Here is a 23,635-nt window from a genome sequence, read left to right on the forward strand (position 1 = left end):
CGGAGCCGTCAGTCGAACACCCGCACCAGCCGCCACGACCGCTCCACCGCGTCGTGCCGGACGTCGAACACCAGCGCGGCGCCGTCGTCGCTGGTGCCCTGGAAGCGCCAGCCGCCGATCTCCCGCGGCAGGCTCCCGATCGCGTACCGGTGGGCGCCGAACGGACGCCACCAGGCGCAGACCTCCGCCCAGACCGTCGGCGTGTCCGAGACCCGGTACCGCGTCGCCCGCCAGACCAGCCTCGTCGGCACCCCGTCGTCGGTCGTCCACACGGCGACCGCCTCGTCGATCTCGGTCATGCAGCTCACCTCATCCATCGAACATATGTTCGAACACGAGTGTAGCCGCGAGCCGCCGACATCGCACCCCTCGGTCGCGCCGCGCTGCCATACTGACCTCTATGGCGGACTTCACGGATCCATCGAGCGCATCCCTGCGCCTCAGCAACGATGAGCGCGAGCGGGCTGTCGCAGCACTCCAGTCCCAGGCCGCGCAGGGGCGCCTCACCGACGAGGAGGCCCAGGCCCGCACGACGGCGGCGCGGGCGGCCGTCACTCGCGGCGACCTCGCTCCGCTCTTCGCGGACCTCCCCGGAGGCGTCCAGCTCGACCCGCACCCACGACCTCAGCTCCAGCCCGACCCGGCCGCGGCCTACCCCGGCCCGCAGCAGTACCCCGCACAACCGGATGCGCGGGCCTGGGACGGGAACGGACGCCGCGAGCCGGCCAGCCGTTGGGGACTGCTCGCGGTCTCGATCATCCCGTTCGTGTCGGTGATCCTGTTCTTCCTCACCGGGATGGTGTGGGGCTACCAGTACAGCTGGCTGTGGTTCCTGCTCATCCCGCTCGTCGGCGCGATCACCTACGGAACGGACGCCGGGCGCCGACGCTAGCGCCGGGCGTCAGCCGACGGTGGCGCCGAACAGCAGGCCGAGCAGGTACGTGGCCCCGGCCGCGCCGTAGCCGATCAGCAGCTGCCGGATCGCGCGCTTGAGCGGCGACGCCCCGGACAGGAGGCCGACGACGGCTCCGGTGCCGAGCAGCACGATGCCGACGAGCAGCGCAGAGACCACGATCGCCGCGGTGCCCGTGAGTCCGAACAGGAACGGCAGGATCGGGATGAGGGCCCCCGACGCGAAGAAGCAGAAGCTCGAGAGGGCCGCGCTCCAGCCCGTGCCGATCGCCTCGTGCTCGTCGTCGCCGTTCGTCGGCTGGATCGGGATGGGCGACGTCACCGCCTGGAGGCTCTGGAGCACCTCCCGCGCGTGCGACTCCGCCTCCTCGGTGGACATGCCGCGGGCGCGGTAGACCAGGGTGAGCTCGTTCGCGTCCACGTCGAGGTGGGGGAGTGCGGAGCCGGTGGCGGGGTTGGGCGTCGTCGCCTCGAGGAGTTCGCGCTGCGACCGCACCGAGACGTACTCGCCCGCACCCATAGACAGCGCCCCGGCGAGGAGGCCCGAGATGCCTGTGAGCAGGACCACGTGGGTCGGGACGCCGCTCGCGCTGATGCCGAGCACCAGGGCGAGGTTGCTGACCAGGCCGTCGTTGGCGCCGAAGACCGCAGCGCGGAAGTTGCCGGAGAGCCGCTGGCGGCCGCGGGCGGCGAGAGCGCGGACGACCTCCTCGTGCACCTGCTCGTCGGCGGCCATCTGCGGGGTGGCGTCGCGGTCGTCGGCGTAGGGGGAGCGCGCCTCCGCCCGCTGGGCCAGCGCCAGCACGAAGACGGAGCCGAAGCGGCGCGCGAGCCAGCCCAGCAGCCGGGTGCGGACGTCGCCGCGCAGCGGCTTGCCGGCCTGCGGCCCGAGGAGGTCGATCCAGTGCTGTTCGTGGCGACGCTCGGCCTCGGCCAGGGCCAGGAGGATGTCGCGTTCCTCGCCCTCGCGGCGGCTTGCGAGGTCGCGGTAGACCGCTGCCTCCGCGCGTTCGTCGGCGAGGTAGCGTCGCCACCTCTTGATGTCGGCGGGGCTCGGGGTGCGGGCTGCGATCGTCATCGACTCCAGTCTACCGGGGGTCGGGAAGCTGCACGTCGGCCGAGCCGTCGATGCCCAGCGCGGCAGCCGACCGCGTGAAGCGCTCGCCCCAGTCGGCTGCTGCGAGCACGGCCTCCTCGGGGCCGGAGATCCGGAAGGGGGCATCGACCGCTGCCAGGCCGAAGAGCGCCCACTCGGCGCTTTCGGCGGTGATCCGGACGGCGCTCGTGCCGTCGCCGTTGTCGTCGACCGTCGCCCAGCGGCCGAGCACGTCGACCACACGGTCGTGCGGGGCCTCGATCACCGCCTCGACGAGGAGCGGCTCGATGGCGGTGTGGAGGGACGCGCGAACGTACTCGGCCGCATCCTCGGCGGGGAGCGCGCGCGGGCGGAACCGGTGCCCGGTCGGCTTGGGCTCGGCGATGCGGTCGAGGCGGAAGCTGCGCCAGTCGAACCGGGTGAGATCGTAGGCGACGAGGTACCAGCGGCGTTCGATCGAGACCAGTCGGTGCGGCTCGACGGTGCGCGTGGAGGCCTGGCCGTCGCGTGCGACGTAGGCGAACTCGATCCGCTCCTCGTCGCGGCAGGCCTGCGCGAGCGCGGTGAGGACCCCCGCGTCGGCGGAGGGGCCGGGCCCGAGCGCGGTGGACAACGTGGTCATCCGGAGCGCGTCGACCCTGCGCCGCAGCCGTGGGGGCATCACCTGCACCACCTTGGCGAGCGCGCGCACGGAGGCCTCGTCGACGCCGGCGATCCCGCTCTGGGCCGCGGTGCGCAGCCCGACCGCGAGCGCGACGGCCTCGTCGTCGTCGACGACCAGGGGCGGCAGCGAGGCTCCGGCCGCCAGCTGGTAGCCGCCGGAGACGCCGCGCGTGGCGTCGACGGGATAGCCCAGGTCGCGCAGGCGCTCGACGTCGCGACGCAGGGTCCGCGGGGAGATGCCGAGCCGATCCGCGAGTTCGTGGCCGGGCCAGTAGCGGTGGTTCTGCAGGAGCGACAGGAGCTGGAGTGCTCGGGATCCGGTGCTTGCCATGGATCCATTGTGCCGGGCTTGCGGTCGGGTCCTGGCCGCTATGACCGCAATACCGGCATTACGGCGCGGACGCTGGTATCAGCGCTTCGGCACCTGGACGGGAGAGGGTCAGCACGGCTTCCATGATCCACGGCGACTCCTCCAGCGAGGCCTCAACGTCCCGGAGGTCGACCGCGACGTCGGCTTCGCGGTCGTTCCCGCGCAGGTCGATCGCGGCCACCAGGTAGAACCGCTCCGGCCCCACGTACTCGAGGTGCAGATACGTGACCTTCTCGACCTCGGGATGCTCGAGCAGCGCGGTCAGAGCCGCGTGCCACGCGCGGTCCGACCCGGGCTGGCCGACGAGGAACCGCCGGTTCCGCTCGATGAGCACGACGGCGACGACCGCGAGCAGCACCCCGACGAGGATGGAGCCCAGCGCATCCCAGAACGCGTTCCCGGTCAGCTCGTGCAGCAGCAGCCCGAGGAACGCGATCACCAGGCCGACGAGTGCCGCCGAGTCCTCGGCGAAGACGGCGCGCAGCGTCGGGTTCGAGGTCCGGAGGACGTGCTCGAACGTGTTCGTGCCCGCGTCTGACGCCTTCGCGTGCGCCTGCCGGTACGACTGGATGAACGAGACGCCCTCGAAGACGAAGGCGACGGCCAGCACGATGTAGCCGATGAGGTAGTTCGTGTCCTCCTCGTCGGAGGACAGGGCCGAGACGCCGTGCATGATCGACACGACCGCGCCGGCGGTGAAGAGCCCGACGGCCGCGAACAGGCTCCACACGTAGGCATCGCGTCCGTAGCCTCCCGGATGCGAGTCGTCCCGCGGCTTGGCGGCGGCGCGCTCGGCCTGGATGAGGAAGATCTCGTTGCCCGCGTCGGCCCACGAGTGCGCCGCCTCGGCCACGAGCGACGCCGAGCCGGTGATCACGGCGGCGAACGTCTTCGCGACGGCGACGAGGATGTTGGCGCCGAAGGCGAGCAGCACTGTGAACAGGCTGGACGACGAACGCTTCTCACCGGGCACAGCGACACCATAGCCCCGTCTCGCAAACGCAGCGCCGAGAACGCGGAAGGCCCCGGTCACTGTGAACTGATCACTGCGACCGGGGCCTTCGTCTGTGTCCGAGGGGGGACTTGAACCCCCACGCCCTATACGGGCACTAGCACCTCAAGCTAGCGCGTCTGCCATTTCCGCCACCCGGACAGGTGTTTCCGGCCTCCGGATCGCTCCAGCTGCCGAAGAAAGACGATAGCACGGTTTTCGCCCTCTCCCTCACTCCTCCACACACCCCGGGCGTGGCGGGGCGGGGGCGTGCGGCGCCCGGTAGCGTAAAGGGATGACCGACGAACTCCGTACTCCTGAGCCCGGGCTCGACGAGACCGCGATCATCGCGCGCGACCTCATCCGCTTCGACACCACCAACTACGGCGAAGGCCGGTCGAACGGCGAGGCGGACGCGGCGGAGTACGTCGAGGCGAAGCTGGCGGCGCTGGGGCTCGCGCCGCAGGTGTTCGAGTCCGATCCCGGCCGCGCGAGCGTGGTCGCCCGGGTCGAGGGCGCCGACCCCGGCAAGCCGGCCCTCGTGGTGCACGGACACCTCGACGTGGTGCCCGCCGACGCCCGCAACTGGACCGTCGACCCGTTCGGCGGCGAGATCAAGGACGGCCTGCTCTGGGGTCGCGGCGCGGTCGACATGAAGAACATGGACGCGATGATCCTGACCGCGGTCGGCGACATCCTGAGCGCGGGGAGCGGCCGGCGCGCGACCTCGTCGTGGCCTTCTTCGCCGACGAGGAGGACGGCGGCCGCCGCGGCTCGCACCACCTGGTGGACAACCATCCCGAGCTCTTCTCGGGTGCGACCGAGGCGATCAGCGAGGTCGGCGGCTATTCGATCGACCTGGCGGGGCGGCGCGCCTATCTGCTGCAGACCGGCGAGAAGTCGCTGGTCTGGATCAAGCTGATCGCGCGCGGACGCGCGGCGCACGGCTCCCGCCTGATCCGCGACAACGCGATCACGAAGCTCGCCGAGGCGGTCGTCACCATCGGTCGCGAGGAGTGGCCGATCCAGCTGACCGCGACCACGACGTGCCTCATCGGCGAGCTCGGCCGGCTCCTCGACGTCGACCCGCAGCGCGTCGGACCGGACGAGGTCGTGATCCGCACGGGCACCGCCGCGGGCTTCATACTGGCCACCTTGCGGACGACGACGAACCCCACGCTGCTGGAGGCCGGTTACAAGCACAACGTGATCCCGGACACCGCGGAGGCGCTCGTCGACATCCGCACGCTGCCGGGCGAGGAGGACGCAGTCCTCGCGCGCGTGCGGGAGCTCGTCGGAGACGACGTCGAGATCCAGGTCATGCATCGTGACATCGGCCTGGAGTCGGAGTTCGGCGGCGGCCTCGTCGACGCGATCACGAGTACCCTCAACCAGCACGACCCGGAGGCGCCGGTGCTGCCGTACCTGCTCTCCGGCGGTACGGACAACAAGGCGCTCAGCAAGCTCGGGATCACCGGCTACGGCTTCGCACCGCTGCGGCTACCCGCGGAGCTCGACTTCCCGGGCATGTTCCACGGTGTCGACGAGCGCGTGCCGCTCGACGCGCTAGTGTTCGGGAGGACCGTGCTGCGCGACCTCCTGCGCAGCTACTAGGCCCGCCCGTCCGCCACCGACCCCCGGGACCGACTACACGACCATGGAATTCATCAACGCCCTGATCCTCGGCTTCGTGCAGGGACTCACCGAGTTCCTCCCGATCTCGTCCTCTGCGCACATCCGCATCGTCGGGGAGCTGCTCGGCACCGGCGCCGACCCGGGCGCCCGCTTCACCGCGATCATCCAGCTCGGCACCGAGGCGGCCGTGCTGCTCTACTTCTGGCGCGACATCACGCGCATCGTCGCGCAGTGGTTCCGCGCGCTGTTCGGGCGCATCCCGCGCGACGACCCGGACGCCCGGATGGGCTGGCTCGTGATCGTGGGCAGCATCCCGATCGTGGTGCTCGGCCTGCTCTTCCAGAACCAGATCGAGACCGTCTTCCGCTCGCTGTGGATCGTCGCGACGACGCTGATCGTCTTCGGCATCCTCCTCGGCATCGCCGACTGGGTGGGCGCGAAGACGAAGCGGCTGCGGGAGCTGACCTGGGGCGACGGCATCATCTACGGCCTCGCCCAGTCGCTCGCGCTGATCCCGGGCGTGTCCCGGTCCGGAGGCACTATCACCGCCGGACTGTTCATGGGCTACCAGCGCCGCGCCGCCGCCCGGTACTCGTTCCTTCTGGCGCTGCCGGCGGTGTTCGGCAGCGGCCTCTACCAGCTGTACAAGGCGGTCAAGGAGCCGTGCACCCAGGCGCTCGCCCAGGCCGGCACCTGCACCGTCGAGGTGTTCGGACCGGTCGAGACGGCCGCGGCCACCGTCGTCGCGTTCGTGGTCGGGCTGCTCGTCATCGCCCTCTTCATGGGCTACATCTCGCGGCGCAGCTTCCTGCCGTTCGTCATCTACCGCATCGTGCTCGGTGTGGTGCTGATGATCCTGCTCGCCACCGGCGTGCTCCAGGCCTGAGCCGGGAGGGCGTCAGCCGCGGCGCGGGTCGTCGGGCGCGCGCCCGGCCGTCCCGCCGTCGCGGCCGTCGCCGCGCCGGCGCAGGTAGCGCTCGAACTCCTGCGCGATCGCCTCGCCGCTCGCCTCGGGCGAGTCGACGGTGTCGCGCGCCTGCTCCAGCTGCTGGATGTAGGACGCCATCTCCTCGTCGTCCGCGGCGAGCGCGTCGATCCCCGCCTCCCACGCGGCCGCCTCGTCCACGAGGGTCCCGCGGGGGATGGTCACGTCGACCAGCTCCTCCAGCTTGTCGATCAGCGCGAGCACCGCCTTGGGGCTCGGCGCGTTGTGCACGTAGTGGGGCACGGACGCCCAGATCATCATCGTGGGGATCCCCACGTCCTCCGCGCCCTCCGCGAGCGCGCTCAGGATGCCGACCGGCCCCTCGTAGGTCGACCGCTCCACGCCGAGCTCGGCGCGCACGGCGGCGTTGTCGCTGGAGGCGAAGACCGAGATCGGCCGCGTGTGCGGCACGTCGGCGAGCATCGCGCCGAGGAAGACGACCGCTCCGATGTCGGCGGCGAGCGCCACATCCATGATCTCGGCGGTGAAGCTGCGCCAGCTGCGGGACGGCTCGGTGCCGAGGAGCAGGAAGATGTTGCCCGCGTTGTCGCCGGTCACGGTGAGCTCCGCGTCGCCCGCGAGGTCCTCTCCCGTGCGCCCAGGAAGCGAGGGGCCGTACACGACGGCGGACGGCCAGATGAGCCGCCTGCGCCCGTCGTCGTCCGTCACCACGGGCCGGTTGAACTGGAAGTCGAAGTAGAGCTCGGGATCGACCTCGGCGATCGGCACCACCTCGAGTTGTTCCTTGAGCGTCTTCACCGCGCCGCTGGCCGCCTCACCGGCGTCGTTCCACCCCTCGAACGCCACCACGAGGATGCGGCCACCGAGGATGTTCTGTCCGTCAGTCACGAAGTCGTCCCTCGTCCTTCCCGGCGACCGGTCGGGCCGCCATCCCTCAAGGATAGGCCCGCCCCTGTCCCGATAGACTTGCCCGTTGTGACCGCGTCTTCCCCCCGCAGCGAACAGGCCCCCACGGTGTCCCATCCCGACGACGGCCTGCCCGCCGCCGTCCTCTGGGACATGGACGGCACCCTCGTCGACACCGAACCGTACTGGATGGCGTCCGAGCAGGAGCTCGTCGGCTCCTTCGGCGGCACCTGGACGCACGACGACGGTCTGCTGCTCGTGGGTCTCGGGCTGTGGAACTCCGCCGAGATCCTGCGTTCGCGCGGCGTCGCGATGGAGGCCGACGAGATCGTTCACTGGCTGACCGACCGCGTGCAGCGCAAGCTCGACGAGGAGGGCGTGCCCTGGCGTCCCGGTGCCCGGGAGCTCCTCGAGTCGCTGCGCGAGCGCGGCATCCGCACGGCGCTGGTGACCATGTCGGTGCGCCGGATGGCCGAGCAGATCGTGTCGCACATCCCGTTCGACGCGTTCGACGTGATCGTGAGCGGTGACGAGGTGGAGCAGCCGAAGCCGGCTCCGGAGCCGTACCTGCGCGCCGCCCGGCTGCTCGGGATCGATGCCGCCGACGCGGTCGCGATCGAGGACTCGCTGGTGGGCCTGGCGTCCGCCGTCGACTCCGGCGCCACCACGATCGGCGTGCCGCACATCGTCCCGCTGCCCGAGTCGGACGAGCACACCCTGTGGGAGTCGCTGGCGGGCCGCACCGCCGACGACGTGATCGCCGTGGCGCGGGCGCGCCGCGAGGAGGCCGGCCGATGAACGAGACGCGACGCAACTCCGGGCCGTTCCGCGTGGGCGACCGGGTGCAGCTCACCGGGCCGAAGGGCCGGATGAACACCATCACGCTCGAGCCGGGCAAGCTGTTCCACAGCCACCGCGGTGTGCTCGAGCACGACGCCATCATCGGGCTGCCCGACGGCTCGGTCGTCACGAACAACGCCGGCGTCGAGCACCTGGCGCTGCGTCCGCTGCTCACCGACTTCGTCATGTCGATGCCGCGCGGCGCCGCGATCGTCTACCCGAAAGACGCCGCCCAGATCCTCGCACTGGCCGACATCTTCCCGGGCGCGACCGTCGTGGAGGCGGGCGTCGGCTCCGGCGCGCTCTCCCTCTGGCTGCTGCGCGCGATCGGTCCGGAGGGCCGGCTGCTGTCGTTCGAGCGGCGCGAGGAGTTCGCCGACGTCGCCCGCGGCAACGCGGCCACCTTCCTCGGGGCCGATCCGGAGAACTGGACGCTGACGGTCGGCGACCTGCAGGACGCGCTCCCCGCGGCGGTCGAGCCCGGCTCGGTCGACCGCGTCGTCCTCGACATGCTCGCTCCGTGGGAGACGCTGGATGCGGTGACGACCGCCCTCAAACCGGGCGGCGTGGTCATCTGCTACGTCGCGACCGTGACCCAGCTGTCGCGCGTCGCCGAGGCCATCCGCGCGTCCGGCCACTACACGCACCCGCAGTCGAACGAGACGATGGTCCGCGGCTGGCACGTCGAGGGACTCGCGGTGCGCCCGGATCACCGCATGATCGCGCACACCGGATTCCTGCTCACCGCGCGCCGGCTGGCTCCGGACACGGTGCTCCCCGAGCTCAAGCGCCGGCCGTCCAAGTCCGACTACTCGGACGAGGACGTCGAGGCCTGGACGCCGGGCGCGCTGGGGGAGCGGCAGTCCAGCCCCAAGAGCCTGCGAAAGCGGATGCGCGAGGCCGCCGCGAGCGCCGATCTCGCCCGCGGGCGCGACGCGGATCACGACTCGGTCTCGGACTCCCCGGAGGCGGGCGAGGACACATCCGGCGTCCGTTAGCATGAACTGGCCGATCGCCAAGCCCCCGACTGAAAGAGAACCCGTGCGCAGAGTCACCATCGGAAGAACGTCCGCCGTCGTGGTCGCCGTCGGCCTGGTGGCCGCCGCGCTCACGGGATGCTCGTCCAACCCGAACGCGGACTGCGGCACGGCGCTCCCGTCGGGCGGCGCCTCCCAGCTCGTGGAGGCGACCGGCAAGATCGGCTCGAAGCCGGACATCACAGTGCCCGCCCCCGTCGACACGACGAAGTCGGAGCGGACCATCATCAGCGAGGGCACGGGCGAGCCGGTCCACAAGGGGCAGGTCGTCGAGATCCAGTACACGCTGCTGGACGGCAAGACCGGCGAGGTCCAGCAGAGCTCGGTCGGCACCGGCGACTCCTACCCGCTGGCGCTCAGTTCGAGCAACAGCACGGTCGCGACGCTGAGCAAGGGTCTGCAGTGCGCTCCTGTCGGCTCGCGTGTCGCGGTCGTCATCTCCCCGAAGGACGCGGGCGGCGATGCGACCGGCAGCTCCGGCATCTTCGTGGTCGACATCCTGAAGGCCTACCTGTCGCAGGCGAACGGCGCCGTGCGTCCCTCCGCTTCGGGCTTCCCGACCGTCGTCCTCGCGCCGACCGGCCAGCCGGGCATCACCATCCCGTCGTCCGGGTCGGCGCCGAAGTCGATCCGCAGCGAGGAGCTGAAGGCGGGCGACGGCGCGACGGTCACCGCCAAGTCCGACGCGATCCTGCACTACACCGCCGTCGGCTGGGAGAACAAGAACGTCGTGCTGTCGAGCTGGCAGTCCGGCTCGCCCGACCTCGTGTCCATCGGCACCGGTCAGAGCCAGCTCAACCAGGCGCTGCCGCAGAGCGTGCTGAAGCAGCTGGTGGGCAAGAAGGTCGGCTCGCAGGTCGTCGTCGAGGCGCCCGCCGACGGGCAGGTCCCCGCCGCCGCCTGGGTGGTCGACATCCTGGGGATCCGCTAGCCGCTCGGACTAGGATGGACGGGTGTCCCGTTCCTCCTCCTCGCCCGCGCGCGTCCCGGTCGAGGAGCGCCTGTTCAGCCTGGTGCTGGCGCTGCTCGCGACCGAGAACGGGCTGACCAAGAGCGAGATCCTCTCGACGGTCCAGGGCTACCGCCAGCGGTACGAGCCGCACGGCGACAACAGCAGTCTCGAGCGCCAGTTCGAGCGCGACAAGGACGACATCCGCGAACTCGGCGTCCCGCTCGAGACGGTGGAGGCGCCCGAGGCGGCGGGCAACAACCAGCTGCTGCGCTATCGCATTCCCAAGGGGGCATACGACCTCCCGTCCGACGTCAGCTTCTCGCCCGAGGAGCTCACGCTCCTGGGGCTCGCCGCCGCCGTCTGGCGCGAGGGGTCGCTGTCGGGGGAGTCGCGCCGTGCGCTCATGAAGCTGCGTTCGCTCGGCGTCGAGGCCGACGACCCGGTGGTCGGCTATGCGCCCCGCCTGCGCGTGCGCGAGAGCGCGTTCGAGCCGCTCAGCCAGGCGCTGGAGCGGCACGTCATGGTGCAGTTCCCGTACCTCAAGCCCGGCGAGAGGGACTCCCGGCAGCGCACGGTCGCGCCGCTCGCGCTCGTCCAGCACCAGGGCCGTTGGCACCTGCAGGGCATCGACCAGGAGGCCGGCGCGTCTCGCACCTTCCTGCTGTCGCGCATCGTCGGCGCGGTCAAGCTGACCTCGCGCGTGTTCGACCCGGAGCAGTACCGGGTCGCGGGTGAGGCGTTCGCCGAGCGGGCGCTGCTGGAGCTCGAGCGCATCTGGGAGTCGAACGTCGCCACGATCGAGGTCACCGCGGGCACGGACGCGGCCACGCGGCTCGGCAAGCGGTACGGCGACGCGGTGCCCGTCGGCGCAGAGGGCGAGCCGGTGCGGCTCACCGTGAACTTCTCCGACAGCAACATCCTCGCCGACCAACTGGCGTCGTTCGGGCCCGAGGTGCTGGTCATCGCACCGCCGGAGCTCCGCGAGCAGGTGCTGCAGCGGCTGGAGGCCGTGGTCGTCGCGCACGGCGGTACCGATGTCGAGGAGTCCCATGGCTGAGCGCCGCAAGCCGATGCAGGCGCAGGACAAGCTGGCGTTCCTGCTCGCGCTCGTCCCGTACCTGATGGACCGCGACCGCGTGAGCGTCGCCGAGGCCGCCGAGCACTTCGGCGTGGAGCAGGAGCAGCTGCGCGACGCCGTGCGGCTGATCGCCGTGTCCGGCATCCCGGGCGAGACCAACGCGTACCAGCCCGGCGACCTGTTCGACATCGCCTGGGACGATTTCGAGGACAACGACCAGATCGTGCTGACGCACCAGGTCGCGATCGACGATTCGCCGCGCTTCTCGGCCCGTGAGGCGGCAGCGCTGATCGCCGGCCTCCAGTACCTCACGGCGCTGCCCGAGAACGCGGACCGCGACGCGATCGGCTCCCTCATGGCCAAGCTCGCCCGCGGGGCGTCGGCCGCGCCGAGCCAGCTCGCGGTCGCCCGCTCGGAGACGGACGACGCGCTCGCGACCATCCGCGACGCCGTCATAGCGGGCGTCCAGGTGGAGTTCGACTACCTCAGCTCGCGCGGCGAGCGGGAGCGGCGCCGCGTCGACCCGTTGCGCATCGAGTCCGTCGACCAGGACTGGTACCTGCGCGGCTGGGACCACCTGCGCACCGCCATCCGCACCTTCCGGCTGGACCGCATCGACGACCTCGTCGCCACCGCCGAGCCGATCACGTACCGGCCGGGCGACGTCAAGCTGCCCGAGACGCTGTTCACCGGAACCGACGAGGACCAGCTGGTGACGGTCGAGGTGTCGGCGTCGGCCATCCCGCTCATCGAGGACTACATCCCCGAGGGAGCGGCACGCGAGGAGCGCGGGGGAGTGATCCGCACCAGCGTGCGCGTCGCCCACTTCCACGGGCTGAAGCGCCTGGTCGCCGGTCTCTCCGGTGTGCTCACCGTGCTCGACCCGCCCGAGGCGCGGCAGGTCGTGGCCGGCTGGGCGCAGGCCGGCGTCGACCGCTACCGCTGACCCCTGCGGCGGCCCGCGGCACGCGCCCGCTAGGCTGGGCGCATGCCCTGGTGGTCGTGGCTGGTGATCTGGACCGTGCTCGTGCTCGGTCTGCTGGGCATGCTCGCGTTCTTCGCGTGGTGGCTGTTCCGCAAGGTGGTCGCCGCGGGTCGCGAGGCCGCCGCCCTCATGGAGAAGGCCGAAGTGCTGTCGCGCCGCGCCGACGAGCTGCACGAGCGCTTCGAGCCGGCCGTCCTGGCCGATGCCGACGAGCTCCGCGCCGAGCGCGAGGACGAGCGCACCCGGCGCGCCTATGCCCGGCAAGCTCGCAGGGATGCGCGGGTCCGGCGCGGTAGACTACTGGTCGATGTGGATCCGGCGACGGTTCCGGATCGCTTCGCCCACCTTTTGAGAAGGACCTGATCTCATGTTCGCAGGACTGACCGGATGGCATCTGCTCATCATCCTCGCCGTGATCCTGCTGCTCTTCGGTGCGCCCAAGCTCCCGGCCCTCGCCAAGAGCATCGGCCAGTCGATGCGCATCTTCAAGGGCGAGGTCGACGAGCTGAAGAAGGACGGCAAGGACAACGCGTCCGACACGCCCGCCGACGGCACCCAGAACGCGACGCCGGCCCCCACGGTCGCTCCCGCGCCGGTCGACCCCTCGACCGAGCCCAAGCCGAAGTCCTAACGCCGTGGCCTCCACAAAGCGAGGCAAGAACCGCGAAGGACGGATGACGCTCGCCGAGCATTTCGTCGAGCTTCGCAAACGCCTCTTCCGCTCCGCCCTGGCGCTGCTGGTCGGCTCCGTCGTCGGCTGGTTCCTGAGCGGCTACGTGATGGATGCCCTGCGCGGCCCCATCACCGAGATCGCGAAGCAGCAGGACCGCGTCGCGACGCTGAACTATGACAGCATCACGGGCGCGTTCGACCTGAAGATGCAGGTCGCGATCACCATCGGCGCGATCATCTCGAGCCCGGTCTGGCTGTACCAGATATGGGCGTTCTTCGTCCCCGCGCTGACGCGGAGGGAGCTCAAGTACGGCTTCGGGTTCTTCTTCACCGCCGTGCCGCTGTTCATCGCGGGAGGCGTGACCGGCTGGCTCCTGGTGCCGCACATCGTGACCCTGCTGACGAGCTTCGCTCCCGCCCCGGACACCGCGATCATCGGGGCAAAGACCTATTTCGACTTCATCCTGAAGCTGGTGATCGCGGTCGGGATCGCGTTCGTTCTCCCGGTGTTCCTCGTGCTGCTGAACTTCGTCGGGGTGCTGAGCGCGAAATCGATCATCGCGTCCTGGCGCTGGGCGCTCATCCTGATCGCCCTGTTCACCGCGATCGCGACCCCGGCCGCCGACGTACTGTCGATGTTCCTGCTCGCGATACCGATGGTGGGGCTGTACTTCGCGGCCTACGGCGTCGCGTGGGTACACGACCGTCGCGCCGCCAAGGCCGCGAACCGGCTGGAGGCCGAGCTCGCCGCCTGATGCGGGCCCCGCTGACGACAGGCATAGGCTGGTGGGGTGACCGACCAGACGCTCTCGCCGGCGGAGCGGTACGCCGCCTCCCGCGACCGGGCCCGCCAGCCCCTGCTCGAGACCTTCCGCGAGGGCCTGCGGTTCGATCTCGACCCGTTCCAGCGTGAGGCGTGCGCCTCCCTCGAACGCGGACGCAGCGTCCTCGTCGCCGCTCCCACCGGCGCGGGCAAGACGATCGTCGCCGAGTTCGCCGTGTTCCTGGCGATGCGCGAGGCGAATGCGAAGGTCTTCTACACGACGCCGATGAAGGCGCTCAGCAACCAGAAGTTCCAGGAGTTCGTCGAGGCGTACGGACCCGAGTCCGTCGGCTTGCTCACCGGCGACACCAATATCAACTCGCACGCCCGTATCGTCGTCATGACGACCGAGGTGCTGCGCAACATGCTCTACGCCGACTCCGACCTCCTCGGCGACCTCGCCTACGTGGTCATGGACGAAGTGCACTACCTGGCCGACCGGTTCCGCGGGGCGGTGTGGGAGGAGGTCATCATCCACCTGCCGTCGGAGGTGCGGATGGTGTCCCTCAGCGCCACCGTGTCCAACGCGGAGGAGTTCGGCGACTGGCTGCAGGCGGTTCGCGGTGACACCGACGTGGTGGTGTCGGAGGAGCGTCCCGTGCCGCTCGAGCAGCACATCCTGATGCGCTCCAAGCTGATCGACCTGTTCGACTCGTCGGGGCTCGCGGCCACGAACCGCGTCAATCCGGAGCTGGTGCAGATGGCGCGCTACGGCGGCCGCGTGCTGAGCAGCCGCCAGATGCGGGATGTGGGCCGCTACCACTCGAAGGGCGGTCGGCCCGACAGCTTTCGGATGAACCGCGCCGACCTCGTCGCGCTGCTCGACGACCGCAATCTGCTGCCCGCCATTTTCTTCATCTTCAGCCGCAACGGTTGCGACGCCGCGGTCAACCAGGTCCTGCGCGCCGGCGTGCGGCTGACCGAGCAGCACGAGCGCGAGGAGATCCGCGCCATCGTGGAGGAGCGCTGCCGCACCCTCCTCGACGAAGACCTGGCCGTACTCGGCTACTGGGAGTGGCTGGAGGGCCTGGAGCGCGGGGTCGCCGCCCATCACGCGGGGCTGCTGCCGGCCTTCAAGGAGGTCGTGGAGGAGCTGTTCCGGCGCAAGCTCGTCAAGGTCGTGTTCGCGACCGAGACCCTGGCGCTCGGCATCAACATGCCCGCGCGCACGGTCGTGCTCGAGAAGCTGGAGAAGTTCAACGGCGAGGCGCGGGTCCCGATCACGCCGGGGGAGTACACGCAGCTCACCGGACGCGCGGGGCGGCGCGGCATCGACGTCGAGGGGCACTCGGTCATCCAGTGGGAGGACGGGCTCGACCCGCAGTCGGTCGCCTCGCTGGCCTCCCGTCGCAGCTACCCCCTGAACTCGAGCTTCCGACCGACGTACAACATGGCGGTCAACCTGATCGACCAGTTCGGCCGGGTTCGGACCCGCGAGATCCTGGAGTCGTCGTTCGCGCAGTTCCAGGCCGACCGCGCGGTGGTCGACCTCGCCCGGAAGGCGATGCAGCAGGAGCAGTCGCTCGCCGGGTACGAAGAGGCGATGACCTGCCACCTCGGCGACTTCAAGGAGTACTTCGCGATCCGCCGCGAGCTGACCGACCTGGAGCGCAAGGGCTCCCGCATCGAGTCGGCGTCCAACGAGGAGCGCGAGAAGCGGCAGCGTCAGCTGGCCGCTCTGCGCAAGCGGATGAAGGACCACCCGTGCCACCGCTGCACCGAGCGCGAACAGCATGCCCGCTGGGCCGAGCGCTGGTGGAAGCTGAAGCGCGACACCGACCGGTTGCGGGCGCAGATCCAGTCCCGTACCGGGGCCGTCGCGAAGGTGTTCGACCGCGTCTCCGACGTGCTCCTCGAACTCGGCTATCTGACCGAGGAGGACGGCGAGACGGCGCTCACCGTGCACGGCCGCACCCTCAAGCGCATCTACGGCGAGCGGGACCTCCTCGTCGCCGAGTGCCTGCGCCGGGGCGTCTGGAAGGACCTGGATGCGCCCGGCCTCGCGGCGATGGCGTGCGCGCTGGTATTCGAGCCGCGCCGCGATGAGGGGCTGGCCAGCGAGCGCACGCTGCCGCGCGGCGCGTTCCGTCCGGCACTGGAGAAGACCACCACCCTCTGGAGCAAGCTGGACGACCTGGAGCAGGACCACCGCCTCCCGGGCAGCGAGCCGCCGTCGACCGCCATCTCCCTCGCCATGTGGATGTGGTCGCGCGGCTCCGGGCTGGACGCGGTGCTCCGCGAGGCGGACATGGCGGCCGGCGATTTCGTCCGCTGGACCAAGCAGACGATCGACCTTCTCGACCAGCTCTCGCTCGTAGCGCAGGGCAACGTGGGTCGCGTCGCGCGGCAGGCGCTGGAGTCGATCCGGCGCGGCATCGTCGCCTACTCGTCCGTGGCGTAGCCTGAGCGGCGCCCACGGCCGGATGCCATAAGCTCTCCCTTCGTGCACATCCTCCCGCGAGCCCCGCTTCCGCTCTGGCTCGCGGTGATCGTGGCCGCGACCGCCGGGCCGGTGCTCGATGCGGGATTCCCGGCGCTCGACTGGTGGCCGTTCACCTTCATCGGGATCGCGATGGTGCTGCTGGCCCAGCGCGGGCGGCGGGCGGGTTCGGCGTTCCTTGTCGGGTTCGTCGCGGGCGAGGCGTTCTACCTGGTCCACGTCGCCTGGACGGCGCTGTACCTCGGCCCGCTGCCGTGGATCGCGCTCTCCACCCTGGAGGCGCTGTTCTGGGGCGTCGGCGGCATCCTGATCACCCTCGCGTACCGCTGGGTCCCGCGCGCGTTCCCGACCCGGCTCGGGAGGCTCGGACTGCTGCCGGTGGTCATCGCCGGGCTCTGGGTGCTGCGGGAGTTCGTGACCGGCACCTGGCCGTACGGCGGGTTCTCGTGGGGACGCGTGGCCGAGTCCCAGTCGACGAGTCCGCTCGCGCCCCTGGTCGCGTGGCTGGGCATCTCGGGCCTCAGCTTTACCATGGTCTGGCTGGTGGCGTTCCTGATCGAGCTCGACGGAACTGTGGATGTTCGCAGGAGCTCCCGTGCTTTCCTCGCCGGTATCGCCATCGTCCTGCTGTTCGCCATCCCGGCGTGGCCTGCGACGACGAACGGCACGACGCGCATCGCGGCCGTGCAGGGCAACGGGCCGGCCGGGTACTTCGACAACGCTCCGCCCGGCGCCGTCTTCGACACCCAGGTGACCGAGACGCTGCGGATCCCGGCGGCGCAGACGACCGGCGGCAAGAAGGTCGACATGGTGGTGTGGCCCGAGGGATCGGCGCTGCCCGACCCGACGCGCGACCCCGACACCGCCGCCATCCTGGATGCCCTCAGCCGCAAGCTCGGCGCTCCCTTCATCGTCGGCACGATCACCCAGCGCGACGACAGGCTCTACAACACCTCGCTGCAGTGGGAGGCCGGGAAGGGGGCCGTCGACTACTACGACAAGAAGCATCCCGTGCCGTTCGGCGAGTACGTGCCGGACCGCGCGTTCTGGCGGCCCTTCGCTCCCGACCTCATCGACCTGATCGGCCGCGACTACACGCCGGGGACGCGGGACAACGTCTTCGACGTGGGCGGCGTGCGCGCCGGCATCTCGATCTGCTTCGACATCGTCGACGACCAGCTGCTCACCGACATGATGCACGGGGGAGCGCAGGTCATCCTGGCGCAGACCAACAACGCCGACTTCGGACAGACGGACGAGAACCAGCAGCAGCTCGCGATCGCGCGGCTGCGCGCCATCGAGTCGGGGCGGTCGCTGGTGAACATCTCGACGGTCGGCAGCAGCCAGATCGTCGGACCGGACGGGCGGACGATCACCGCGATCGCGCCGTTCAAGCCGGGGCACATGGTCGCGGATGTGCCGCTGGGGACGACCACCACGCCGGCGACCCTGCTCAGCCGGGGGATCGAATTCCTCGTCGCCGGCCTCGGCCTGTTCGGGCTCCTGGTCGCGTTCACCGGGCGGCGCGGGACGCCGGCGTCTCCGGTTCCGCCGCTGGAATGAGAAAGCCGCCCTCACCCGGAGGTGAGGACGGCTTCCCGGTGCAGCGGCTCAGGCGCTGTGCTTGCGCTCGCTGGTGCCGCGACGGGCCCGCAGGTACTGGAGGCGCTCCTCCAGGAGCTCCTCGAGCTCGGCGCGGGTACGGCGCTCGAGCAGCATGTCCCAGTGGCTGCGCGGCGTCTTGACGTCGGTGTGGTCGACCTCGACGGGGGTGTCGTTGACCAGAAGGCGGGCCTCATGCCCGCAGTGCTTGCACTCCCAGGTGTCGGGTGCCTCGGCCTCTGCGGAGAAGACCATTTCGGTCTCCTGCCCGCAGACGGTGCACAGGTAGGTGTAACGGGAACGCGGAGAGTAGACGACGCCTTCTTCGCTCTGTAGGCTCTGGGCGCCGAGTCTCATTCCGCGCAAGCTGCGATCTGCCATTGTGTGGTTCTCCTCTATGCGCGCGAATCCTCACAGTTATAAACCGTCAAGCTGGGGATTCTCTTTCCGGAGGAGCCGTTCTCCCAGTGGCCTCACAGAGTCAGCGGCGGGCGTCCACGACCCGGCGCAGCACGTCGCAGCGGTCGGTCACGATGCCGTCGACGCCGAGATCGAGCAGGCGGATCATGTCGTTCGGCTCGTTCACCGTCCACACGTGCACCTCGGCCCCGGCGGCGTGGATGCGGTCCACCGTGAGTCGGGTGACGATCCGCAGAGGCCCGCGCCGCTCGGGCACCTGCACGGCCACGAAGCCGCGCAGCGCGTGCCGGACGGCCGGGTTCACACCGGTCTTGGCCCCCAGCAGCACTGGCACGAACTCCGAGACAGCGGGGGAGGAAGCGACGCCGGGGAGCTGATCCGTCACGGCCTTCCTCCGTTCAGAGGAGAAGCTGGTGATGAGCACCCGGTCGGTGGCCCTCACGGCTCGGATGACATCGACGGCCGGGGCGGCGGCGCGCGCGTCCTTCACGTCGATGTTGAAGCGCGCCTGCGGAAACGCGTCGAGGGCCTCTGCGAGCGAGCAGAAGCCCTGCCCGTGGCCGAGCTCGATGCGTCGCAGCTCCGGCATCGTCAGCTGCGCGACCGGGACGCTGCGCCCAGCCACCCGCGCGAGGTCAGGGTCGTGCGCGATCACCGCCACCCCGTCGGCCGAGGCCTGGATGTCGGTCTCGACGTGCGTCGCACCGGCCGTCAGGGCGCGCGCGAACGCCAGTAGCGTGTTCTCGGGCGCTTCGAGTGCCAGACCGCGGTGCGCGATGATGCGCGGCGGCCGTCCGTCCAGGAAACTCACGGAGTCGGTGCGGAGGCGGGTGGTGTCGGCGGTGCGGGAGGAGCGGGCGGCGCGGCGGTCTCGGCATCATCGGCCGGAGCCGCAGCCGCCGCATCGACCGGTCCGCCGGTGCGAGGCGCCCCGGCCTGGCCGAACGCCGTCCCGATGCCCTTCAGCGCCTCCGTCAGCTCGCTCGGGATGATCCACAGCTTGTTCGCCGGGCCTTCCGCGAGCTTCGGGAGCGTCTGCAGGTACTGGTACGCGAGCAGAAGGTTGTCCGGATTGCCCTGGTGGATGGCGCCGAACACCGTCGTGATCGCCTGCGCCTCGCCCTCGGCGCGCAGCACCTGGGCCTTCGCGTCGCCCTCCGCGCTCAGGATCGCGGCCTGCCGACGACCCTCCGCGTTGAGGATCTCGGACTGCTTGGTGCCCTCGGCCGTCAGGATCACGGCGCGGCGATCACGCTCGGCGCGCATCTGCTTCTCCATCGAGTCCTGGATGGAGAGCGGCGGTTCGATCGCCTTGAGCTCGACGCGCGCCACCCGGATGCCCCACTTGCCGGTGGCCTCGTCGAGGACGACGCGCAACTGCCCGTTGATGTTGTCGCGGCTCGTCAGGGCCTCTTCGAGGTTGAGCCCGCCGACCACGTTGCGGAGCGTGGTGGTGGTGAGCTGCTCGACCGCGCCGAGGTAGTTGGCGATCTCGTAGGTCGCGGCGCGCGCGTCGTTCACCTGGAAATAGACGACCGTGTCGATCGAGACGACGAGGTTGTCCTCGGTGATCACGGGCTGCGGCGGGAAGGAGACCACCTGCTCGCGCATGTCGATGAGAGGGCGGACCTTGTCGATGAACGGCACCACGACGTTGAGGCCCGGCATGAGCGTCCTGTGGTACCGGCCGAGCCGCTCCACCACCCCGGCGCGAGCCTGCGGGATGATCCGGATGGAACGGAACAGTGTGACCAGCACGAAGATCGCGATGATCAGGATGATCACGCTGACGACGATGGTCAGGACGAGCTGGCTCGTATCGTTCACGGTGCGATCCTCTCGGTCAGGCCGTCGGCGCCTGCGGAGACCGGCGCGGGCGCGACGACGGCGGTCGCGCCCTCGATCGAGACGACGACCACGTGCTCGCCGGGGACCAGCTCCGGGGGAGCGGCGGAGGCGATGCGCGCGGTCCAGGTCTCGCCGACCTGCAGCTTGACCAGCCCCGAGGTGCGGGTGACCGTCGAGACGACCACCCCGCCCATCCCGATCAGCCGGTCGACGTTGCTCTTGGCCGGGTCGCCGCCGCGCTTCAGCGCGTGCAGCAACGGCGGCCGGATGAAGAAGATGAGGACGACCGAGAGGATGGCCGCGATGAGCAGCTGCAGCCACCAGGGCGCCCCGAAGAGGCCGGAGAGCAGCCCGCCGAGGCTGCCGACGGCGATCATCAGGAAGACGAAGTCGAGCGTCAGCATCTCGATGATCACGAAGATCAGAATGAGGACCAGCCAGACGATCCAGGCGAAGGACGTGATGTCCATGACGTCCCCCTTTCGCTCCTTGGTATGACCGTACCAGCGTCCGCCGACGCCGCGTCGGACGCACTTGGTAGTCTCAGGATGCTAGACATCGACGCCGAGGAGTTTTCGTGGCCAACCCCCCTTTCCCTGGTTCGCTGACGGGCAAGCGCGCCCTCGTGACCGGTTCGTCCCGCGGTATCGGCGCCGACACCGCGCAGTACCTCGCAGAGGCCGGCGCGAGCGTCGTCATCAACTACCGCAACAAAGAGGCGCGGGCGCAGAAGCTCGTGGCCGCCATCGAGGAGCAGGGCGGGACGGCCCTCGCCGTCGGCGCCGACTTGACCGACCCCGAGTCGGTTGCGGCCATGTTCCGGACGGTCGAGCAGGCCTGGGGCGGGCTCGACATCCTCGTGCTCAACGCTTCCGGCGGCATGGAGTCGGGCATGGCCGAGGACTACGCCATGCAGCTCAACCGTGACGCGCAGGTGAACACGCTGACCGCCGCCCTCCCGCTGCTCGGCGAGGGCTCGCGTGTGGTGTTCGTCACCAGCCACCAGGCGCACTTCATCAAGACGACCCCGACGATGCCCGAGTACGAGGCCGTCGCGGTGAGCAAGCGGGCCGGCGAGGACGCGCTGCGCGCCCTCCTGCCGACGCTCGCCGAGAAGGGCGTCGAGTTCGTCGTCGTCTCGGGCGACATGATCGAGGGCACCATCACGGCGACCCTCCTCAACCGACTGAACCCGGGCGCGATCGACGCGCGCAAGGAGGCCGCGGGCCGTCTGTATAACGTGAGCGAGTTCGCCGCCGAGGTGGCCGCGGCGGCGGTGGAGCCGGTGCCGGCCGACCACACCCGTCTCGTCGGCGACGTGTCCAGCTTCACGCCGATCGTGGAGTCGGAGCTGACGGAGGGTCGCGGCGAGTGAAGGCCGCCGACCTCGACCTGCTCGTCGGCGTCTCCACGCCGACCGTCCACCCCGGAGGCGGCCGCGCCGTCGTGTCCATCACGCATCCGTCGCTGTCCGCGGACGCCGCGGTCGGGCAGTTGTGGACCATCCCGCTCGGCGGCCACGCGGCGCCCAAGCTGCTGACCCGCGGCTTCCGCGACACCGCACCGCGCTTCTCGCCGGACGGCCGTCTGCTGGCGTTCCTCCGTGCCGAGCCGAAGCGGCCGCCGCAGCTCCACGTCGTCGACGCCGCCGGCGGAGAGCCGGTCGCGGTCACCGACCGCACGCTGGGCGTGACCGAGTTCGACTGGGCGCCGGACGGGCGCAGCCTCGCGTTCGTCAGCCGGGAGCCCGAGCAGGGCCGCTACGGCACGGTCGAGGGGATCGACCCGAACGGGGAGCCTCCACGTCGGATCGACACCCTGAAATATCAGGCCAACGGTCTCGGCTACACGATCGACCGGCACGCGCACGTGTTCGTGGTCGCCGTCCCGGATGTGTGGTCGGCGCCGACACCGGCTCCGGTCCCGCTGCCCGACGGGTCCAGCGACCCGGCACCGACGGTCGCCGAGCCGCGGCAGCTGACCGATGGACCGTACGACGACGGCTCGATCTCGTTCTCGCCGGACGGCAGCAGGATCGCGTTCGTGTCGGCGCGGCACGCCAGCCGCGACGCCGACCTGCGCTCGAACGTCTTCACCGTTCCCGTCGAGGGCGGGGAGCCGCGCGACCTGACCGGCCCGCACGGCTCGTACAGCGTCGTCGACGCGCAGTATGCGAAGAACGGCGTCCTGTTCTTCACCGCGCAGGACGTGGGGGAGAGCGGCCGCGACTTCGTCGCCCGCAACACCGCGCTGTACGTCATCGACGGCGAGGGCGCCGTGCCGCGCATCCTGACCGACCCCGAGACGGTGGACTTCACCGAGTCCGGCATCGCCGCCTACGGCGACGACGCCGTGCTCCTGGTCGACCGCCGCCGCGGCGCTCTCGTGCTCACCGAGGTGGACGCGTCGGGCGCGCTGCGCACGCTGACCGACGACCAGACCGTGGTGGGCGGCGCGGGCGTCGCGGACGACACCATCGTCGTGAACTTCGCCGACGCCCGCACCGCGGGCGACGTCGCCCTCGTCGACGGCGACCGCCTGCACCGGCTCACCGACCTGTCGGCGCCGCTTCGCGGCAAGGGCGTCCTCCCTCCTCAGGAGCTGACGGTCACCGGCCGCGACGGCTACCCGATCCACGGCTGGGTCGTGGTGCCGGAGGGGGAGGGGCCGCATCCCGTGCTCCTCAACATCCACGGCGGACCGTTCGCGTCGTACACCGGTGCGTTGTTCGACGAGGCGCAGGTCTACGCCGCCGCGGGCTACGCCGTGGTCATGTCCAACCCGCGCGGCTCGGCCGGCTACGGGCAGGAGCACGGCCGGGTCATCCGCCAGAAGATGGGAACCGTCGACCTGAACGACGTGCTCGACTTCCTCGACGGCTCCATCCAGCAGGTCGCGGGTCTCGACGGCGAGCGGGTCGGCATCATGGGCGGCTCGTACGGCGGCTACCTCACCGCGTGGACGATCGCGCACGACCACCGGTTCGCGGGCGCGATCGTGGAGCGCGGCTTCCTCGACCCCGACGCCTTCGTCGGCACGAGCGACATCGGCAGCTTCTTCGGCGACGAGTACACCGGCACCGATCCGGAGCTCATGCGCTCGCAGAGCCCGCAGGCCGTGGTCGACCAGGTGCGCACGCCGACGCTGGTGCTCCACTCGTCCGCCGATCTGCGCTGCCCGCTGGGCCAGGCCGAGCGCTACTACGCGGCGCTCAAGCGGCGGGGCGTCGAGACCGAGCTCGTGATCTTCCCGGGCGAGGACCACGAGCTGAGCCGGAGCGGCCGGCCGCGGCACCGCAAGCAGCGGTTCGACATCATCCTGGCCTGGTGGGCCGACCACCTGCCCAGCCGCAGCAACCACCGCTGAACCGCGGAACGGCCCCGCTCGAGTCATTCGAGCGGGGCCGTTCCGGTTGCCGG

At 70.6% G+C, this 23,635-nt stretch carries 23 protein-coding genes, 1 tRNA gene and 1 pseudogene; 15 read left to right on the plus strand and 10 right to left on the minus strand.

The features are described 5' to 3' along the window. Positions 1–8: 8 nt before the first annotated feature. Positions 9–299, minus strand: a complete 291-nt coding sequence (locus A0130_02025; protein ANF30611.1) for a hypothetical protein — start codon at positions 297–299, stop codon at positions 9–11. Between the two features lie 101 nt (positions 300–400). Here A0130_02025 and A0130_02030 point away from each other — a divergent pair, with 101 nt between their 5' ends. Continuing rightward, a complete protein-coding gene (locus tag A0130_02030) occupies positions 401–892 on the plus strand; it encodes a hypothetical protein (GenBank protein ID ANF30612.1) in 492 nt (163 codons plus the stop codon). A gap of 9 nt (positions 893–901) precedes the next feature. Here the strand turns inward: A0130_02030 and A0130_02035 are convergent, their stop codons facing one another. The 4 genes from A0130_02035 to A0130_02050 form a co-directional block, all read right to left on the minus strand. Next, on the minus strand, positions 902–1,990 hold the full coding sequence (locus A0130_02035; protein ANF30613.1) for a rubrerythrin family protein: 1,089 nt from the start codon (positions 1,988–1,990) through the stop codon (positions 902–904). A gap of 10 nt (positions 1,991–2,000) precedes the next feature. After that, the gene (locus A0130_02040; GenBank protein ID ANF30614.1) at positions 2,001–3,002 is read right to left on the minus strand and encodes a transcriptional regulator; all 1,002 of its coding nucleotides are present in this window, start codon (positions 3,000–3,002) and stop codon (positions 2,001–2,003) included. A 58-nt stretch (positions 3,003–3,060) separates the two neighbouring features. Further along, positions 3,061–3,984, minus strand: coding sequence for a cation diffusion facilitator family transporter (locus tag A0130_02045; GenBank protein ANF33258.1), 924 nt, complete (start codon positions 3,982–3,984; stop codon positions 3,061–3,063). A 125-nt stretch (positions 3,985–4,109) separates the two neighbouring features. Beyond that, positions 4,110–4,194 (minus strand) — tRNA-Leu (locus A0130_02050). A 133-nt stretch (positions 4,195–4,327) separates the two neighbouring features. On the opposite strand from A0130_02050, the pseudogene A0130_02055 reads away from it, so the two are divergent. Continuing rightward, positions 4,328–5,646: pseudogene (locus A0130_02055) on the plus strand (hypothetical protein). A 43-nt stretch (positions 5,647–5,689) separates the two neighbouring features. Beyond that, positions 5,690–6,553 carry a UDP-diphosphatase gene (locus A0130_02060; protein ANF30615.1) on the plus strand — a complete coding sequence of 288 codons (864 nt, stop codon included), beginning with the start codon at positions 5,690–5,692 and terminating at the stop codon, positions 6,551–6,553. Between the two features lie 12 nt (positions 6,554–6,565). On the opposite strand, the gene A0130_02065 is transcribed toward A0130_02060, so the two are convergent. Then, positions 6,566–7,501, minus strand: a complete 936-nt coding sequence (locus A0130_02065) for a carboxylate--amine ligase (protein ANF30616.1) — start codon at positions 7,499–7,501, stop codon at positions 6,566–6,568. Positions 7,502–7,672: 171 nt separating this feature from the next. Here A0130_02065 and A0130_02070 point away from each other — a divergent pair, with 171 nt between their 5' ends. Genes A0130_02070 through A0130_02115 form a run of 10 tightly spaced genes read left to right on the plus strand, consistent with a single transcriptional unit; the run spans position 7,673 to position 17,909 of the window. Next, positions 7,673–8,317, plus strand: a complete 645-nt coding sequence (locus tag A0130_02070; GenBank protein ANF33259.1) for a hydrolase — start codon at positions 7,673–7,675, stop codon at positions 8,315–8,317. Then, the gene (locus A0130_02075) at positions 8,314–9,357 is read left to right on the plus strand and encodes an SAM-dependent methyltransferase (protein ANF30617.1); all 1,044 of its coding nucleotides are present in this window, start codon (positions 8,314–8,316) and stop codon (positions 9,355–9,357) included. Before A0130_02070 ends, A0130_02075 begins: the two co-directional genes overlap by 4 nt. A gap of 43 nt (positions 9,358–9,400) precedes the next feature. Continuing rightward, a complete protein-coding gene (locus tag A0130_02080; protein ANF30618.1) occupies positions 9,401–10,327 on the plus strand; it encodes a peptidylprolyl isomerase in 927 nt (308 codons plus the stop codon). Between the two features lie 22 nt (positions 10,328–10,349). Further along, positions 10,350–11,405, plus strand: coding sequence for a WYL domain-containing protein (locus A0130_02085; protein ID ANF30619.1), 1,056 nt, complete (start codon positions 10,350–10,352; stop codon positions 11,403–11,405). Next, positions 11,398–12,372, plus strand: a complete 975-nt coding sequence (locus A0130_02090) for a DNA-binding transcriptional regulator (GenBank protein ID ANF30620.1) — start codon at positions 11,398–11,400, stop codon at positions 12,370–12,372. The genes A0130_02085 and A0130_02090 overlap by 8 nt, the downstream gene beginning before the upstream one ends. A gap of 42 nt (positions 12,373–12,414) precedes the next feature. Next, positions 12,415–12,774 (plus strand): hypothetical protein, encoded by a 360-nt coding sequence (locus A0130_02095; protein ANF30621.1) that lies wholly within the window; start codon positions 12,415–12,417, stop codon positions 12,772–12,774. Positions 12,775–12,778: 4 nt separating this feature from the next. Beyond that, positions 12,779–13,042, plus strand: a complete 264-nt coding sequence (locus tag A0130_02100; GenBank protein ID ANF30622.1) for a preprotein translocase subunit TatA — start codon at positions 12,779–12,781, stop codon at positions 13,040–13,042. 43 nt (positions 13,043–13,085) lie between these two features. Then, positions 13,086–13,838: a preprotein translocase subunit TatC gene (locus A0130_02105; protein ID ANF30623.1), complete on the plus strand. Its 753-nt coding sequence runs from the start codon at positions 13,086–13,088 to the stop codon at positions 13,836–13,838. A 36-nt stretch (positions 13,839–13,874) separates the two neighbouring features. Further along, positions 13,875–16,307, plus strand: a complete 2,433-nt coding sequence (locus A0130_02110; GenBank protein ANF30624.1) for an RNA helicase — start codon at positions 13,875–13,877, stop codon at positions 16,305–16,307. Between the two features lie 42 nt (positions 16,308–16,349). Further along, positions 16,350–17,909, plus strand: coding sequence for an apolipoprotein N-acyltransferase (locus tag A0130_02115; protein ANF30625.1), 1,560 nt, complete (start codon positions 16,350–16,352; stop codon positions 17,907–17,909). A gap of 48 nt (positions 17,910–17,957) precedes the next feature. Here the strand turns inward: A0130_02115 and A0130_02120 are convergent, their stop codons facing one another. From A0130_02120 to A0130_02135, 4 genes are all read right to left on the minus strand, one after another. Further along, positions 17,958–18,329, minus strand: coding sequence for an electron transporter (locus A0130_02120; GenBank protein ANF30626.1), 372 nt, complete (start codon positions 18,327–18,329; stop codon positions 17,958–17,960). Positions 18,330–18,429: 100 nt separating this feature from the next. Next, positions 18,430–19,179 carry a glycerophosphodiester phosphodiesterase gene (locus tag A0130_02125; protein ID ANF30627.1) on the minus strand — a complete coding sequence of 250 codons (750 nt, stop codon included), beginning with the start codon at positions 19,177–19,179 and terminating at the stop codon, positions 18,430–18,432. After that, entirely contained in the window at positions 19,176–20,195 is a 1,020-nt protein-coding gene (locus tag A0130_02130) for a hypothetical protein (GenBank protein ID ANF30628.1), read from the minus strand. Before A0130_02130 ends, A0130_02125 begins: the two co-directional genes overlap by 4 nt. Next, entirely contained in the window at positions 20,192–20,686 is a 495-nt protein-coding gene (locus tag A0130_02135) for a hypothetical protein (protein ID ANF30629.1), read from the minus strand. The genes A0130_02130 and A0130_02135 overlap by 4 nt, the downstream gene beginning before the upstream one ends. A gap of 107 nt (positions 20,687–20,793) precedes the next feature. Here A0130_02135 and A0130_02140 point away from each other — a divergent pair, with 107 nt between their 5' ends. After that, complete coding sequence (locus A0130_02140) at positions 20,794–21,591, plus strand: short-chain dehydrogenase (GenBank protein ID ANF30630.1); 798 nt, start codon at positions 20,794–20,796, stop codon at positions 21,589–21,591. Next, positions 21,588–23,582 carry a peptidase S9 gene (locus A0130_02145; GenBank protein ANF30631.1) on the plus strand — a complete coding sequence of 665 codons (1,995 nt, stop codon included), beginning with the start codon at positions 21,588–21,590 and terminating at the stop codon, positions 23,580–23,582. The genes A0130_02140 and A0130_02145 overlap by 4 nt, the downstream gene beginning before the upstream one ends. Positions 23,583–23,635 lie beyond the last annotated feature (53 nt).

Source organism: Leifsonia xyli, from assembly GCA_001647635.1.
GTDB classification, from domain to species: Bacteria; Actinomycetota; Actinomycetes; order Actinomycetales; family Microbacteriaceae; genus Leifsonia; species Leifsonia xyli_A.